The 16,791-nt window shown below is 71.8% G+C and carries 13 protein-coding genes; 12 read left to right on the top strand and 1 reads right to left on the bottom strand.

Annotation, left to right across the window (positions count from 1 at the left end):
* Window positions 1–8: 8 nt before the first annotated feature.
* The gene (locus ABZ833_RS28950; protein WP_249587268.1) at window positions 9–455 is read right to left on the bottom strand and encodes a DUF3093 domain-containing protein; all 447 of its coding nucleotides are present in this window, start codon (window positions 453–455) and stop codon (window positions 9–11) included.
* Window positions 456–513: 58 nt separating this feature from the next.
* Here ABZ833_RS28950 and ABZ833_RS28945 point away from each other — a divergent pair, with 58 nt between their 5' ends.
* The 12 genes from ABZ833_RS28945 to ABZ833_RS28890 all read left to right on the top strand — a co-directional run bounded on the left by ABZ833_RS28945 (window position 514) and on the right by ABZ833_RS28890 (window position 16,760).
* A complete protein-coding gene (locus ABZ833_RS28945; RefSeq protein ID WP_249587267.1) occupies window positions 514–1,098 on the top strand; it encodes a PaaI family thioesterase in 585 nt (194 codons plus the stop codon).
* Entirely contained in the window at window positions 1,095–1,631 is a 537-nt protein-coding gene (gene dut / locus ABZ833_RS28940) for a dUTP diphosphatase (RefSeq protein ID WP_361052273.1), read from the top strand. The genes ABZ833_RS28945 and dut overlap by 4 nt, the downstream gene beginning before the upstream one ends.
* 1 nt (window position 1,632) lies before the next feature.
* Complete coding sequence (locus ABZ833_RS28935) at window positions 1,633–2,406, top strand: DUF3710 domain-containing protein (RefSeq protein ID WP_361052270.1); 774 nt, start codon at window positions 1,633–1,635, stop codon at window positions 2,404–2,406.
* Window positions 2,407–2,797: 391 nt separating this feature from the next.
* On the top strand, window positions 2,798–2,887 hold the full coding sequence (gene kdpF / locus ABZ833_RS28930) for a K(+)-transporting ATPase subunit F (protein ID WP_033264828.1): 90 nt from the start codon (window positions 2,798–2,800) through the stop codon (window positions 2,885–2,887).
* An 8-nt stretch (window positions 2,888–2,895) separates the two neighbouring features.
* Window positions 2,896–4,560: a potassium-transporting ATPase subunit KdpA gene (gene kdpA / locus ABZ833_RS28925; protein WP_361052267.1), complete on the top strand. Its 1,665-nt coding sequence runs from the start codon at window positions 2,896–2,898 to the stop codon at window positions 4,558–4,560.
* On the top strand, window positions 4,557–6,737 hold the full coding sequence (gene kdpB / locus ABZ833_RS28920; protein ID WP_361052264.1) for a potassium-transporting ATPase subunit KdpB: 2,181 nt from the start codon (window positions 4,557–4,559) through the stop codon (window positions 6,735–6,737). The genes kdpA and kdpB overlap by 4 nt, the downstream gene beginning before the upstream one ends.
* Before the next feature lie 24 nt (window positions 6,738–6,761).
* Window positions 6,762–7,442, top strand: a complete 681-nt coding sequence (locus ABZ833_RS28915) for a potassium-transporting ATPase subunit C (RefSeq protein WP_361052261.1) — start codon at window positions 6,762–6,764, stop codon at window positions 7,440–7,442.
* 139 nt (window positions 7,443–7,581) lie between these two features.
* Complete coding sequence (locus ABZ833_RS28910) at window positions 7,582–10,884, top strand: FtsX-like permease family protein (RefSeq protein ID WP_361052258.1); 3,303 nt, start codon at window positions 7,582–7,584, stop codon at window positions 10,882–10,884.
* 262 nt (window positions 10,885–11,146) lie between these two features.
* Window positions 11,147–13,705, top strand: coding sequence for a hypothetical protein (locus tag ABZ833_RS28905; protein ID WP_361052255.1), 2,559 nt, complete (start codon window positions 11,147–11,149; stop codon window positions 13,703–13,705).
* A complete protein-coding gene (locus tag ABZ833_RS28900) occupies window positions 13,698–14,618 on the top strand; it encodes an ABC transporter ATP-binding protein (RefSeq protein ID WP_361052252.1) in 921 nt (306 codons plus the stop codon). Before ABZ833_RS28905 ends, ABZ833_RS28900 begins: the two co-directional genes overlap by 8 nt.
* Window positions 14,619–14,768: 150 nt before the next feature.
* On the top strand, window positions 14,769–15,995 hold the full coding sequence (locus tag ABZ833_RS28895) for an alginate lyase family protein (RefSeq protein WP_361052249.1): 1,227 nt from the start codon (window positions 14,769–14,771) through the stop codon (window positions 15,993–15,995).
* Window positions 15,996–16,079: 84 nt separating this feature from the next.
* The gene (locus ABZ833_RS28890; protein WP_361052246.1) at window positions 16,080–16,760 is read left to right on the top strand and encodes an ABC transporter ATP-binding protein; all 681 of its coding nucleotides are present in this window, start codon (window positions 16,080–16,082) and stop codon (window positions 16,758–16,760) included.
* The last annotated feature ends 31 nt before the right edge of the window (window positions 16,761–16,791 follow it).

Here is a 16,791-nt window from a genome sequence, read left to right as displayed (position 1 = left end):
CGAGAAGCCTAAGAAGTCCGCACCGCCGTCAGCGCTGCCGCGAGCGCCTCGGGGTTCCGCGTCGACACGTACACGTACGGAGTCGGGTCCTGCGGGTCCGTGATCTCCACGCGCAGTGCCGTGGGGATGTAGGCGCGCAGCAGCATGAAGGCGCGCGGGTCGGCCTTCGGGCCGCGCCAGGCGCGCGCCTCCTCCGCGTCGAGCACCACCGGCTCGCCCAGGGCGGAGACCGGGATCTTCGCGTCACCCACGACGAGCGAGCCCGCCACCACGCGGATCCGGGGGGAGCCGTACGAACTGGTGACGACCGCGGCGACCGCCGTACCGGCGACCAGGCCGCCGAGCAGCGGCAGGGTCCCGAAGGGGAGCATGATCAGTGCCGTCGCGACGCCGACCAGGAGCGAGACAAGCCACCAGGAACGGGGCGCCGTCAGGCGTTCTTCGTAAGGCTGCATGCAGCCAAGCTTGGCACGATGAGCTGAGTCACTGGACTCGCGGGTAAGGTCTGCGGCTGTGAGTGGTACTTCTGCAGCTCTGACGCCCCCGGCCGACGCCATAGCGCCCGTCCGCCACCCCGACGCGCCCGCCCCCGGGGAGCTCATCGGAGCCCATTACGAGCACTGTTTCGGCTGTGGCGAAGGCCAGGCCCACGGGCTGCACCTCGCGGCGTACGCCGGTGAAGGCGTGGCCGTCACCGCCGAGTTCACCGTCCGCGAGGCCCACCAGGGCGCTCCCGGCCTCGCCCACGGCGGGGTGCTCGCCACGGCGCTCGACGAGACGCTCGGCTCGCTGAACTGGCTGCTGCGGGTGATCGCCGTGACCGGACGGCTCGAGACCGACTTCGCGCTGCCCGTGCCGCTCGGCACCGTGCTCTTCCTCGAGGCCGAGGTGACCGCCGTCGCGGGACGGAAGATCTACTCCCGGGCCACCGGGCGGATCGGCGGCCCCGAGGGGCCCGTCGCCGTCCGTGCCAAGGCCCTCTTCATCGAGGTCAAGGTCGACCACTTCGTCGAGAACGGCCGCCCGGAGGAGATCCGGGCCGCCATGGACGACCCGGACCAGCTCCGCCGCGCACGCGCTTTCGAGGTGAACCCGTGACCCCCGCACCCCGCCCGGAGCTCGACGTCCTGATCCGTCGCGTCGACTCCGAAGTACCGCTGCCGTCGTACGCGCAGCCCGGCGACGCCGGAGCGGATCTGCGGACCACCGAAGCGCACGAACTCGCCCCGGGCGAGCGGGTGGTGCTGCCCACCGGTGTGTCTATCGCGCTGCCCGAGGGGTACGCGGCCTTCGTGCACCCTCGTTCCGGTCTCGCCGCCCGCTGCGGTGTCGCCCTGGTGAATGCCCCAGGGACGGTGGATGCCGGGTACCGTGGAGAGATCAAGGTGATCGTGGTGAATCTCGACCCGCGCGAACGCGTGCGGTTCGAGCGCTTCGACCGGATTGCCCAACTGGTCGTCCAGCAGGTCGAGAAGGTGCGCTTCCGGGAGGTGGCGGAGCTTCCCGACTCGGCGCGGGCCGAGGGGGGCTTCGGGTCCACCGGCGGCCATGCCGCCGTGGGCACAGGCCCGGGTGAACAAACGGGTGGGAATCGATACGCATCGGTCGTATCTGACCGGGAAGGACAGTGACGTGTTCGGACGTCGCAAGAAGGACAGTGCCGCCGAGGACGCGGCGGGCGAGGCCGAGCAGGTCGTCGGGGACCCTGACGGTGCTGACAGCGATGACACCGCCGCGGCGTCGTCGCGCGTGAGGCTCGAGCCCGAGCCCCGCCCCGACGGTCCCTGGGACGTCTCGGAGGTCCGGGAGCCCGGCGAGGGCCGCGTGGACCTGGGCGGACTCTTCGTACCGGGTGTCGAGGGCATGGAGCTGCGGGTGGAGGTCGCGGGTGACGCGATCGTCGCCGCGACCGTCGTGCTCCAGGACAGCGCCATCCAGCTCCAGGGCTTCGCCGCCCCCAAGAAGCAGGGCATCTGGGGCGAGGTCCGCGAGGAGATCGCCTCCGGCATCACCCAGCAGGGCGGTGTCATCGACGAGGTCGAGGGCCCCCTCGGCTGGGAGCTGCGCGCGCAGGTGCCGGTGCAGCTGCCGGACGGCACGGGTGGCGTGCAGGTCGTGCGCTTCATCGGTGTCGACGGTCCGCGGTGGTTCCTGCGCGGGGTCATCTCCGGCCAGGGCGCGGTGCAGCCGCAGGCCGCGGGTCTGCTCGAGCAGATCTTCCGGGACACCGTCATCGTGCGCGGCGAGGGCCCGATGGCCCCCCGCGACCCGATCGTCCTGAAGCTGCCCGACGACGCCCAGATGGTCGCCGAGGGCGCTGTCCAGCAGGAGCAGCAGGAGGGCTCGCGCTTCTCCGGCGGCATGGGCCAGCTCCAGCGGGGCCCTGAGATCACCGAGGTGCGCTAGCGCTCCGCTGGAAGTGCGGTGACGAACCCTCGGGTCGGTGGGGGCTGGTCGCGCAGTTCTCCGCGCCCCTTACGGGGCGCTGATGCCTCACGAGTTGCAGGCCGATGGGCCGTACTCCCTGACGGGAGTGCGGCCCATCGGCGTTTTCGCAGGTGGGAGCCGGTTGATGGCAGGTGGGCGCAGGCAGCCGTAAGAGAGTCGTCAACGGGGCGCCAAGGGACGTAAGGGAGGCGTCAACGGCGGTCGATTTCGGCCACGGAGGGGGTTTGCTCAAGACGTCAGATCACTCGCATCTCATCTAGGAGCACACGATGGCCGACGTGGCCTTCGTCGTCACCACGATCGCGGTATTCGCGCTGGTGGCGTTCATCGCCAAGGGGGTGGCGAAGCTGTGACTGCCGAGAACATCGTCGGTCTCGTCGTGGCCGTCGCCCTGCTGGGCTATCTCGTCCTCGCTCTCGTGTTCCCGGAGAGGTTCTGAGTACGGATATGAGCCCTGTTCTTGCCGGTGTGCTCCAGTTCCTGGCGCTGATCGTGGCGCTGGCCCTGGCATACCGTCCGCTCGGTGACCACATGGCCAAGGTCTACTCCTCCGAGAAGCATCTGCGCGTGGAGAAGTGGATCTACAAGGGCATAGGCGCCAACCCGAACGCCGAGATGCGCTGGCCCGCCTATCTGCGCGGGGTGCTCGCCTTCTCCGCCGTGAGCGTGCTGTTCCTGTATCTGCTGCAGCGGCTCCAGGGTTCGCTGCCCGGGTCGCTCGGCTTCAAGGCCATCGATCCGGACCAGGCGTTCAACACCGCCGCGTCGTTCGTGGCGAACACCAACTGGCAGTCGTACTACGGCGAACAGGCCATGGGCCACGTCGTGCAGACCGGCGGCCTCGCGGTCCAGAACTTCCTCTCCGCGGCCGTGGGCATCGCCGTCGCGGTGGCCCTGGTGCGGGGCTTCGCCCGCTCGCGCACGGGTGAGCTGGGGAACTTCTGGTCCGACCTGGTGCGCGGCACGGTCCGCATCCTGATCCCGATCTCGGTGATCGGCGCGCTCGTCCTTGTCGCCTGTGGCGCGATCCAGAACTTCTCCGGCATCCACGAGGTCGGCCAGTTCATGGGCGGCAAGCAGGAATGGAACGGCGGTGCGGTGGCCTCGCAGGAGGTCATCAAGGAGCTGGGCACCAACGGAGGCGGCTACTTCAACGCCAACTCCGCCCACCCCTTCGAGAATCCGAACGGCCTCTCCAACCTCTTCGAGGTCTTCCTGATCCTGGTGATCCCCTTCGCCCTGACCCGCACGTTCGGCCGCATGGTCGGCAGCGCGCGGCAGGGGTACGCGATCCTCGCCACGATGGTGACCATCTGGGTCGGGTTCACCGCGCTGATGATGTGGACGGAGTTCCACCACGGCGGTCCCGCGTTCGATGTCGCGGGCGGCGCGATGGAGGGCAAGGAGACGCGGTTCGGGATCGGCGGTTCGGCGATCTTCTCGGTCGCCACGACCCTGACCTCGACGGGTGCGGTCAACTCCTTCCACTCCTCCAACACCGGTTTCGGCGGCGGACTCAACCTGCTGGGCATGCAGTTGGGGGAGATCGCGCCGGGCGGCACCGGGTCCGGTCTCTACGGCATGCTGATCATGGCCATCATCGCGGTGTTCATCGCCGGTCTGATGGTGGGCCGTACGCCGGAGTACCTGGGCAAGAAGATCGGCACCCGCGAGATCAAGCTGGCGGCCTGCTACATCCTCATCACCCCCGCCCTGGTCCTCGGATTCACCGCCGTGTCGATGGCGCTGCCCACGCCCAAGGACTCGATGCTCAACTCCGGGGCGCACGGCTTCTCCGAGATCCTCTACGCCTACACCTCGGGCGCCAACAACAACGGTTCGGCGTTCGCGGGGCTGAGCGCGGACACGAACTGGTTCAACACCACGATCGGCCTCGCGATGCTGCTCGGCCGGTTCCTGCCGATGGTGTTCGTCCTCGCGCTCGCGGGTTCGCTCGCCGAGCAGAAGCCGATCCCGGCGACCGCGGGCACCCTGCGCACCGAGAAGCCGCTGTTCACCGGGTTGCTGGTCGGCACCATCATGATCATCACCGGTCTGACCTACTTCCCCGCGCTGGCCCTCGGGCCGCTGGCCGAGGGGCTTGCGTCATGACCACCGACATAGAGAAGCCAGAGGAGCCAGGCTCCATGTCCACCGCCACTCCCACCCGTGCGCCGCACCAGGACGTGCCCGGCGGGCACAAGGAAGCCAAGGGCGCCAAGGGCGCCAAGGACGACAGCCGTGTCGGCGGGGGTCTGTTCGACCCCAAGCAGCTCCTGAAGTCCTTCCCGGACGCCGTGCGGAAGCTCGATCCGCGGGTGATGATCAAGTCGCCCGTCATGTTCGTGGTGCTCGTCGGCTCGGTGATCACCACGGTCCTCGCGGTCAAGGACCCGGGGGACTGGTTCGGCTGGGCGATCGCCGCCTGGCTGTGGCTCACCACGGTCTTCGCCAACCTGGCGGAGGCGGTGGCCGAGGGCCGCGGCAAGGCGCAGGCGGACACCCTGCGCAAGGCCAAGACCGACACCGTCGCGCGCCGTCTGAACGGCACGGCCGAGGAGCAGGTGCCCGGCACCGAGCTGCGCATCGGCGACCTGGTCGTCTGTGAGGCGGGCGACGTGATCCCCGGCGACGGCGACGTCGTCGAGGGCGTCGCGAGCGTCGACGAGTCGGCGATCACCGGTGAATCGGCCCCGGTCATCCGGGAGTCGGGCGGTGACAGGTCCGCCGTCACCGGCGGCACGAAGGTCCTCTCCGACCGGATCGTCATCAAGATCACGACGAAGCCCGGCGAGACGTTCATCGACCGCATGATCAACCTGGTCGAGGGCGCCGCACGGCAGAAGACGCCCAACGAGATCGCGCTCAACATCCTTCTCGCGTCCCTCACCATCGTCTTCCTGCTCGCGGTCGTCACGCTCCAGCCGTTCGCCGTGTACGCAGGTGCCGAGCAGTCCATGATCGTGCTGGCCGCGCTCCTGGTCTGCCTGATCCCGACGACCATCGGCGCGCTCCTCTCCGCGATCGGCATCGCGGGCATGGACCGCCTGGTCCAGCGCAACGTCCTTGCCATGTCCGGGCGGGCGGTCGAGGCCGCCGGTGACGTCTCGACGCTGCTGCTCGACAAGACGGGCACCATCACGCTCGGCAACCGGCAGGCCGCCGAGTTCGTGCCGGTGCGCGGGACGACCGAAGCCGAACTCGCGGACGCCGCCCAGCTCTCTTCGCTGGCCGACGAGACGCCGGAGGGGCGCTCCATCGTCGTACTGGCGAAGGAGACGTACGGGCTTCGCGAGCGTCACCAGGGTGAGCTGGAGGGGGCCGAGTGGGTCGCCTTCACCGCGCAGACGCGGATGTCGGGCGTCGACCTCGTCGAGGGCGGGACCGGGCGCGAGGTCCGCAGGGTCCGCAAGGGCGCGACCGGTTCGGTCGCCGCCTGGGTCACCGAGAACGGCGGCACCGTCTCCGACGGCACCCAGGCCCTGACCGACACCATCTCGCAGGCCGGTGGCACACCGCTCCTGGTCGCGGCCAAGGACGAGAAGGGTGCGCGCGTACTCGGCGTCATCCACCTGAAGGACGTCGTCAAGGAGGGCATGCGCGAGCGGTTCGACGAGCTGCGGCGCATGGGCATCAAGACGGTCATGATCACGGGTGACAACCCGCTGACCGCCAAGGCGATCGCGGACGAGGCGGGCGTGGACGACTTCCTCGCCGAGGCCACGCCCGAGGACAAGATGGCGCTGATCAAGCGCGAGCAGGCCGGCGGCAAGCTCGTCGCGATGACCGGTGACGGCACGAACGACGCGCCCGCGCTTGCCCAGGCGGACGTGGGCGTGGCCATGAACACCGGGACCTCGGCCGCCAAGGAGGCCGGGAACATGGTGGACCTGGACTCCAACCCCACCAAGCTCATCGAGATCGTCGAGATCGGCAAGCAACTCCTGATCACCCGGGGCGCGTTGACGACCTTCTCGATCGCCAACGACGTCGCGAAGTACTTCGCGATCATCCCCGCCATGTTCGCCGTGGTGTACCCCGGCCTCGACAAGCTCAACATCATGAACCTGTCGTCCCCGGAGTCGGCCATTCTGTCGGCCGTCATCTTCAACGCGCTGATCATCATCGCCCTGGTGCCGCTGGCCCTGAAGGGCGTGCGGTACCGGCCGATGAGCGCGGACAGGATGCTGCGGCGCAACCTCGGCATCTACGGACTCGGCGGTCTCGTCGCGCCGTTCATCGGCATCAAGATCATCGACCTTCTCATCTCCCTCATCCCCGGGCTGTAGTTCCTCGAAAGCGTGCTGATCTCCATGAACACATCGGTGGGCAACACCGGCCGGCTGCTGTGGGCCGGGCTGCGGGCCCTGATCGTCCTGACCGTGATCTGCGGCGTCATCTACCCGCTCGCGGTGACCGGCGTCGCCCAGGCGCTCTTCAACAACAAGGCCAACGGCTCCGAGATCAAGAGCGAGGGCAAGGTCGCCGGCTCCGAACTCATCGGGCAGCGGTACGACCTGCCGCTGAAGAAGGGCCAGGAGACCGCCGCGCCCGACCTGAAGTGGTTCCAGCCCAGGCCGTCCAACGGCCTCGGCTCCAACCAGGACGCGGGGGTGAACACCCAGTACGACCTCATCCTGTCCGGTGCCACGAACCTGGCCGGTGACAACAAGGACCTGATCGCGAACGTCAGGGCCGCCAAGGCCGCCGTGGTCAAGGACAACTCCACGGCCGGTTTCAAGGTCAGGCCCTCGGACGTGCCGGCCGAGGCCGTCACCTCTTCCGGCTCGGGTCTGGACCCGCACATCTCCCCGGAGTACGCGGACCTCCAGGTGCACCGCATCGCGGACAAGAACCACTTGGGCGTCGCGCAGGTCCAGAAGCTGGTCGAGGCGCACACCGACGGGCGGATCCTCGGATTCGTGGGCGAGCCCCGCGTCAACGTCCTCCAGCTCAACATCGCGCTGAAGGAGCTCGTCGCCGACAAGGGCTGACACCCTCGTCGTCTGCGAGGGCTGACGCTCCATCAATTCCCTTGTGGCCCGCGGTGATCCGGTCCGGCCGACCGGAGCATTGCGGGTCACAATCGCGTACGTCCATACTGTGCCGGTCACGCGGGGGGAGACCGGTGCGGTGAGCGGACGGCGCGTGCCCGCCGTGGTGCGGAGCGGCCGGCATCACGGGATGGTGCTGGGGGCCGCCGGGCTCGCCGTCCTGCTGGCGGCCACGGTGCTCGCCGCTCTGGCCGCACTGACCGAGAAGGCCGTCGAGGGCGGGGTGCGGCAGCGGCTCGCCGCGGACCGGGAAGCCGTCGTCGAGGTGGCCGGGCGCTACGGCGCCGACAGCGTACGGCGGTTGGACCCGGACGTACGGGCGGCGGTCGACCGTACCTATGGCGACGTGCCGCACCGCACGCGCCTCGCGCTGCGGGCGCCCGCGGCGCGCAACGACGAGCTCGCCGTGACCGAGGCCGGGGGCCGTCGCCGCGAGGACGCCACCGTGTCCGTGGTCGCGCTCGAAGGGGCCCGGTCCCACGCCGATCTGGTGGCGGGCCGGTGGCCGCGGGGCGGCTTTGGCGGCGCGACGGAGACCGTGCTGACCAGGGCGTTCGCCGCCGAGCTCGCGGTGCGGACCGGTGACGACGTCGTCGTGCGCGGCGCCGGTGAGCGCCTGGTGCGGATGCGGGTCGTCGGGCTCTACTCGACCGAGGGACGCGAGCCCGCGGTCTGGGCGGGCCTGAGCAGTACGTTCGGGACGGCCGACTCCATCGCGCTCGTGCCGCGCGGCGGGTTCACGGCGCGGCCGGGGCTCACGAAGGACGCGGGTGCTCTGTGGCTCGGCGTGCCCGATGCGCGGGGCCTTGGGCTCGGCGACATCGGGCCGCTGGCGGAGCGGGCCAGGAGGTTCGGCGGCAGTGATGCCTCGCTCTCGGTGCTGCGGGGCAAGGGGGCCGCGGACGACCTGACCGTCTCGGCGGGGCTGCGCAGGGCCCTGGAGCGGCTCACCACGCCCATTGCCGTGGCCCGCGCCGGGCTCTACGTCCCCGCCACGCTGCTCGCCGCCCTCGCGGTCGCGGCCCTGGTGCTCACCGGGCGCCAGCTCGCCGAACACCGGCGCCCTGAGCTGGCGTTGCTGGCCGCCCGGGGCGCGGGGACGCGGCGGCTCGTCGTGTCGACCGCGGTGCAGTGGGCGGTGGTCGCGCTCCCGGTGGGGATCGCCGCGCCCTTCCTCGCGGGACCGCTGCTGCGGCTGCTCGAAGGGGCGGGGCTGCTCCACGGCGGGGTGCCGGACGCTTCGGTGATCGGCGCCGCGTGGGTGGCCTCCGGCTTCGCCGTCGTGGTGCACGGGTGCGCGGTGCTGCTGCCCACGGTGCGGCTGGTGCGGGACCGGCGGGCGGTGAGCCGCCTTCGCCTGCGGGTGGGGCGGTTCGCGGGGGCGCAGCGGGTCGGGGCCGATGTGGCGCTGGGGGCGGTGGCGGTCCTGGGGTGGCTGCAACTTCGGCAGTACCGGTCGCCGGTGACCGGGGACGGCGTCGATCCGGTGCTCGTGTTCGCGCCCGTGGTGATGACCGCGGCGGCCGCGCTGCTCGTGCTGCGCCTGCTGCCCTTCCTGACGCGGGCCATCGACCCGCTCGCCCGGCGGGGCAGGGGCCTCGTGCTGCCGCTCGGCGGCTGGCAGATCGGGCGGCGCGCGGCGCGCCACGCCGGGCCCGCCCTGGTGGTGACCCTCGCGCTGGCCGTCGCGGCGCTGAGCAGCACCGCCCTCGCCATTCTCGATCGCGGCGACCGTGACCAGGCCGCGTTCCAGGTGGGCGCCGACCTGCGGATCGAACCGGGGGAGAGTGTGCCGTCCGGGGAGCGGCGGGCCGCGTACAGCGCGCTGCCGGGGGTCGATGCGGTCACGCCCGTGGTGACCACGGAGGGATACATCGGGCAGGACGCGGTGGCCGTCACCGGAGTCAACACCGGGCGTGGACCGGTGCCTTCGCTGCGGGCGGATCTGGCGTCGCGGCCCATGCGGGAGCTTGTCGCGCCGCTGGGGAAGGGGGTTCCGGCGCATGGGCTTGCGGTTGCTGGTGGGCGGTCAGGTGGTGCTGGGGCAGGGGGCGCTGGGGCAGGGGGTGAACTCCCGCTTCGGGTGCGGCTGTCCGCGGATGGGCCCGGTCGTCCGGTGCCGGTCCGGCTGACGGTCTTCTTCGAGGACGACGACGGCCTCGTCCACTCAAGTGCCGTTCTTCTTAAAGAAGGTGGCTCTCGGGGAGGAAGCGGTTCTCGGGTGGTGCCCCTGAAGGTGCCGGTGCGCGGCGGTGACGTACGGATCCTGCAGATCGACCTGAGCATGGTGGGCGAGACGGTGCGGCGCACCTACCGGCTCCGCGTCGACCGGGTGCCGGGGCTCACCCGGGAGGCCGACTGGCGCGACCTGCGCGAGGACGCGCCTGACCGGTACGGGGCGGGCTGCCCCGGGGCCGAGCCGCCGCGCGGGGTGGTGGGGGAGGCGCCTGGGCCCGTGCTGTGCGGGGACCGGCCGGGGAGTGGCGTACTGCTCGACGCGGTGCTGCGGGGGCCTGACACGCGGCTCAAGTACCCGACGTGGAGCGTCCGCCTCGGTACGGACAGCGCGGACAGGGCGAAGGGGGGCCCGCGCCCTGCGGCGCCGGCTCTCGCCGACCGCGCGCTGCTGGACTCCGGGGCGGTGCGGGTCGGGGACGTCGTGACACTGCGGCGCAGCACGGGGGGCAGTGCCCGGCTGAAGATCGTCGGGCGGATCGCGGCGGTGCCGGGCATGGCGCGCGACCGGCCCCGGTTGCTCGCCGACTCGCGGGCGATGGCTGCCCAGTTGGCCCTGAGCGGGGCGCTGCCGGGGCCGGATGGCGTGTGGTGGGCGGGGACGGCGGGGGGAGACGCGACCGCAGCGTGGGAGGCGGTGCGGGACAGGCCGCGGCTCGGCACCGCCGTGGACGTGCCGCACGCGCGCGTGGCGCTCGGCGAGGATCCGCTGCGGCGCGGGGCACGAGGCGGCCTCTGGCTCTGCCTCGCACTCGCACCGGCGTTCGCGGTCATCGCCTTCACGCTGCATACGGTGCTTTCGGCGCGGGCGAGGGAGCGGGAGTTCGCGCTGCTGAGGGCGCTGGGGGTGCGGAGGGGGCAGCTCGCCGCGTACTTGTGGACGGAACAGCTGGCGCTCGCGGGGGCGGCGGCGCTCCTGGGCACGGGGCTCGGGGCGGGGCTCGCTGCGGTGATCATGCCGGTGGTGACGGTGGACGCGGAGGGGGACCCGGTCTTTCCCGGGCTGCTCACGGAGGTGCCGTGGGGGTGGGTGTGGGCGGTGGCGGGTGGGGTGACCTTGGTGATCTGCGGGGTGGTGAGTGGGGTGGCGCGGGTTGTGGGGCGGGTGGATCTGGGGCGGGTGCTGCGGGCGGGGGAGGACGGGTGAGGGGCCCTGCGGGGCTGGAGCGGTGGGGCTTTGGTGCGGCCCCGTACCCAGCAGTGAGGGCGGGGGAGGTTGTTCGTGAAGCAGGGGCGGATTTGAGGGGAGGGGGCTTGTGAGGCGTGGGGAGTTGGGGCTGCTGGGGGCGCTTGCCGGATTGGTGTTTGTGCTCTGCGGGCTCGCCGTGGGTGGGCCCGGAGTGCTCGAGCGGGCTGCCGGGGGTGCCCTGGGGTCGCGGCTTGAGCAGGTGCAGAGGGATGTCCCTGGAGTGACCCATCGGGTGCGGTTCGGGCCTGCGGTGGAGAGAGGCGGGGGCGGCGGCTCGCTGGGCGGCGAGCTGCGGCGGTTGTCCACCGTGGTCGAGAACGCCGCTCCCACCGCCCTGCGCGGCGACCTCCCGCGCGACTCCACCCGGATCGCCCTGCCCAACGTACGGACCGGCGACGGCACCACGCTGTCGCTGGTGTACGCATCCGACGCCCCGCCCCGGACCGCGTACGCCGCCGGGCGGCCCCCCGCCGCGCGGGGACGCGTCGTGGAGATCGCCGTCTCCACCCGGACCCGTGACGCGCTGAAACTGCGGCTCGGGCAGGAACTCCGGCTCGGGCCCGGCGCGTTGGAGAGCGTGGACGCACCGGCACGGGTGGTCGGGTTCTACGCCGCCGACGGCGAGCGGCGGCTCTGGCGTGAGCAGCCCCTGCTCGCCCGCACGGCACGCGATCCCCGTAGTGGCGCGGCGCACGCCGGTGCTCTACTCGCGCCGCGCGGCGTCGAAGTGCTGCAGCAGCAGTCGGGCGCCGATCTCACCGTGATCTGGGGCCTGCGGCTCGACCTCGGCGGTGACGCGGCCCGCTTCGTCGGTGATCAGGGGCAGCGCGACTTCGAGCGCCTCATGCTCCGTTACCCGGAGTCCGTTCGGGGCGTCACGTGTGGCGGAGGGGCTGGTGGCTTCGGGGGCGGCATGTACTGCTCCCTCGGCTCGCATCCCGCCACGGAGTCGGAGACCGCCACCGAACTGCCAAACGCCCTGCGCGACTTCCAGCGGCAGTGGCGGCAGGGCAGTGTCGTGATCTCCTTCGCGCTCGCCTCGGTGACGGCGGTCGGCCTCGCCGCTGTGGTGGTCGCCGCCCTGCTGTCCGTACGCCGCGGGCTCGACGTTCATCGGCTGCAACGCGCGCGTGGGGCATCGGCCCTGGGGATCGCCCTGGGGCGTGCCGTGCGGACCGCGCCCGCCGTGGCGCTGGGGTTCGGCGGCGGCTGCGCGGTCGCATCGGCGCTTCCGGGCGCCTCGTCCGCGTACGGGCGAGGGCTGCTCGTGGCCGTGGGCGCGTGGCTGGTGCTGCCCCTGCTGACCTGGTGGGCCGTGCGGGACCGGGCGCTTCTGCGGGACAAGACGGCGGGCGGCGGGCGCCGAGTCGTCGCCGAGGCGGGCGTGGTGGCCGTCGCTCTGGCCGGTGTCCTCGCGCTGCGGGCCCGGGGGACGGCGGGCGGCTCGGGAGGCGATCCGCTGCTCGCGGCCGTGCCCGTGCTGCTCGGGCTCGCCACGGTCGTGGTGCTCGTGCGCCTCTACCCCTTGCCGGTACGCCTCCTCGCACGCTGGGCCGCCCGTGGCCGCGGAGCCGTGGCCCTCATCGCGCTCTCCCGCGCCGCCAAGGAGGCCCCCGCCCGCGCGCTCGCGCTGCTCGTCCTGGTGGTGACGCTGGCGGGTGCCGTGTTCGGCGGCCTGGTCTCCGGGACGCTGGCGGAAGGGCGGCGGGATGCCGCCGCCTGGCGGGTGGGCGCCGATGCCTCCTTCCTGGGAGCGGGGCGTGACCCCGACGCCGCCGGGCGCCTGGCACGCGCGCGTGGGGTGCGGGAGACCGTGGCGGTGCGGCAGCTGCGGGTCGATCCGGTGAGCGCCACGGACGGCGGGCGGTACGGCATCGCGAGCCTGGTGGGCGTCGACGGCGCGAAGTTGCTTTCCGTGGAAGGGAGTTCGGCCGCCGCTCGCGCCCTGCGGGACGCCGGACTCGGCGAGGGCACGGCACGTGGCCGTGACATCCGCGTGCTCGCCGACGCCGCCGACGCGGGGGACGTGCTGACCATCACCGTGCACGGCAAGGAGCGGCGCCTGCGCGTCGTGGGCGCCCTGCCCGAAGCGGTGCGGCGCGATCCCGCACTCGGCCCCGTGGGCGCCGCCACCGAGGCCAGGGAGCACCTCCTGCTCGCCGACAACCGGGACCTCAAGGCCTTCGGCGCGAGTGAGTTCGAGGCGTCCGCCCTGCTTCTCTACGGCCCCCATCTGGACGTCAGGGAGCTGCGTTCCGTCGTCCCGCGCACCGCACCCGGCGCCGTCACCGGAGAGCTGCGCATCCGTGCCGAGGAGCAGGCCGAGGCCGACGAGGACGGTCTGACCGCCGCCCTGACCGCCGCGCACACCGCCTGCACCGCCCTGGCCGTGCTCCTCGCGCTGATCGCCCTCGTGCTCGAACTCCTGCTGTCCGCCCCCGCACGCGGCACCACCGCCGCCCGCCTGCGCACCCTGGGGCTCGGCGGCCGGGCCACCGCCGGGCTGCATCTGCTCCAGCTGCTGCCCCTGGTGCTCGCGGCCGTGGCCGGCGGCGTGGCGCTCGGTCTGACGCTGCCCGGACTGCTCGGACCCGCCCTGGACCTGCGGGAGTTCACTGGCGGACCCACAGCGCCCGCCCTGTGCACCGACGCGATGTTCACCGCGGCGCTGTCCGCGGGAACCCTCGCCCTGGTGGCCGCGGCGGTGGGCCTGGAGACGTGGCTGGGGCGACGGCGTGGCCTTGGAGCCGTACTGCGACTGGGGAGGAACGATGACTGAGCTCGCCGATCTGGAGGCCCGCGCGAACGCCGCGCGCCGCCGCACGGGGGAGGAGGGCCTTGTCGTCTGCGACAACCTCGTACGCGTCTATCGCACCGACAAGGTGGAGGTGCAGGCCCTCCAGGGGCTCGACCTGGTGGTCGGCGAAGGGGAGTGCGTGGCGCTCGTGGGCGCGTCCGGGTCCGGCAAGTCCACCCTCCTGTCGATCCTGTCGGGGCTCGATCTGCCGACCGCGGGACGGGCGAAGGTCGCCGGGCACGACCTGCTCTCCATGGGGCGCCGTGAGCGCCTCGACTACCGCAGGAACACTGTCGGGTTCGTGTGGCAGCAGACCGGACGCAATCTGCTGCCGTACCTCACCGCCCTGGAGAACGTCGCGCTGCCGATGAAGTACGCGCGCGTGCCCCGTCGCGAGCGCGCGGCGCGGGCCGCCGAACTGCTCGGCGTGCTCGGTGTCGCGTACTGCCGCGACCGGCGGCCCGCAGAGCTGTCCGGCGGTGAACAGCAGCGCATCGCCGTGGCGGTCGCCTCCGCCAACGCCCCGCGGGTGCTGCTCGCCGACGAGCCCACCGGGGAGCTGGACACGGCCAGTGGCGAGGAGGTGTTCGCGGCGCTTCGCCGTGCCGATGAGGAGTTCGGCGCGACCGTCCTGGTCGTCACGCACGATCCGCTCGTCTCCGGTCAGGTCCGCCGCACGGTGCGCATCCGGGACGGGCGTACGTCCACGGAGACGCTGCGCGAACAGGGCGGTGCGGGAGAGGAGTTCACGGTTCTGGACCGGGCCGGTCGGTTGCAGCTGCCGCGCGACTACGTGGAGCGCTATGGGCTGCGCGGACGCGTGCGGCTCACGGAGGAGCCGGATCACATCGGTGTCTGGGGCGAGGGGCCGGATTCGTCCCCTGCCGGTCCCTGAGCAGGAGCTCCGCCGTCGTGTGAATTCTCGTGCAGGGAACCTCTGACTTCACGCCTTGACGGAAGCATGGTCCGTACCTATGGTCTCGGGCCAACACGCATGTTCAGAAAGGCACTTGAAGTTCACATACGAGAATGGATGGCCCTTCGCATGGCTGACACCCCCACACCCGTGCGCCACCACCGCAGACCCCGCACGGCAGTCCTCGCGACCCTCGCCACCGTGGTGACCGCCCTGGTCGCCGCCCTCATCGCCTGGCCCGGCGCCGACCGCGCCGACGCGGCACCCAGCACCTTCGCGCACCCCGGAGTCACCGTCTCCCGCGGCCAGCTGGACTTCACCAGGGAGAAGGTCAACGCGGGCGCCCAGCCCTGGAAGGGCGCGTACGACCAGATGATGGGGAGCAAGTACGCCTCCCTGTCCCGCACGCCCAAGCCCCGCGCGGTCGTCGAGTGCGGCTCCTACTCGGACCCCAACTACGGCTGCACCGACGAGCGCGAGGACGCGATAGCCGCGTACACCACGGCGCTCGCCTGGTACTTCACCCGGGATGACCGCTACGCCAAGAAGTCCATCGAGCTGATGGACGCCTGGTCCGGCACCATCAAGGACCACACCAACAGCAACGCCCCGCTGCAGACCGGCTGGGCGGGGTCGTCCTGGCCAAGGGCCGCCGAGATCATCAAGCACACGTACACCGGCAGCTGGGGCAACTCGGGCCGCTTCGCGACGATGCTCCGCAACGTCTACCTGCCCGAGATCATCAACGGCTCCAACTCCAACGGCAACTGGGAGCTGTCGATGATGGAGGCCGCCATCGGCATCTCCGTCTTCATCGAGGACAAGGGGTCCTACGACAAGGCGATGGCGAAGTTCCGCACGCGCACCGCCGCGTACGTCTATCTCGCGTCCGACGGCGATCTGCCCAAGACCGTGCCGAGCCAGAACCTGGACACCCGCGCCAAGATCGTCAAGTACTGGCAGGGGCAGGGCACCTTCACCACCGGGCTCACCCAGGAGACGTGCCGCGACTTCACCCACACCGGATACGGGCTCTCCGCGATCTCCCACGTCGCCGAGACCAGCCGCATCCAGGGCGATGACCTCTACAAGACGGACGTCGGCGAGCGGCTGCGCCAGGGCCTCGGCTTCCAGGCCAAGTACGAGCTGGGCGAGGCGCCGCCGAGCTCGCTGTGCGGCGGCTCGGTCCACCGGGGCCTCGGGCCCGTCACCGAGGTCGGCTACAACGCGCTCCACAACCGCCTCGGCCACGCCATGAGCAACACCCAGAAGCTCACCGAGCAGAAGCGCCCGGCAGGTTCCAACAACCTGTTCGTCGCCTGGGAGACCCTGACCCACGCGGACAATCCCAGCTGATGCGGACCTTGTTGGGCCGGGCGTGCCGTGACCATACTGGCGCCCGGCCCAACAGGGCCGTACGGGGGATTTGAGGGAGGGGCCATGGCACAGAGCGCGGTCGTCGTCGAGGACCTGCACCGGACGTACGGCAGCGGCGCGTCCGCCGTGCACGCCCTGCGCGGCGTCTCCTTCGCCGTGCCGCACGGTGAGCTCGTCGCCCTGAAGGGGCGGTCGGGATCCGGCAAGACCACCCTGCTCAATCTCGTCGGCGGACTCGACACCCCGGACGCCGGGAAGATCACCGTCGAAGGGCTCGAACTCGCGGGCCTCGGCGAGAGCGGTCTCCTGGAGCTGCGCCGCGACCACGTCGGCTTCATCTTCCAGTCCTTCGGACTCATCCCGATCCTCACCGCCGCCGAGAACGTCGGCGTGCCCCTGCGGCTGCGCAAGACCGACCCCCGTGAGCGTGAGGAGCGCGTCGCGCTGCTGCTCGCCCTCGTCGGCCTCGCCGACCATGCCGAGCAGCGGCCCGGCGAGCTCTCCGGAGGCCAGCAGCAGCGGGTGGCGATCGCCCGCGCGCTCGCCAACAAGCCCTCCCTGCTCATCGCGGACGAGCCCACCGGGCAGCTGGACGCCGAGACCGGGCTCGCGGTCATGGAGCTGCTGCGCGCCGTCGTCCGCGGCGAGGGCGTCACCGCCCTGGTCGCCACCCACGACGCGGCGCTGCTCGACCTGGCCGACCGGGTCCTGGAGCTGAGTGACGGCGAGATCGTGGAGCGCTGATCTCCCGCGCTTCCCGCGGCAGGGCGCTGGC

It is taken from the genome of Streptomyces sp. NPDC047525 (assembly GCF_040643025.1).
GTDB classification, from domain to species: domain Bacteria; phylum Actinomycetota; class Actinomycetes; order Streptomycetales; family Streptomycetaceae; genus Streptomyces; species Streptomyces durmitorensis.
The sequence above is the reverse complement of the archived record's forward strand: the minus strand, read 5'-3'. Positions and strand labels throughout refer to the sequence as shown.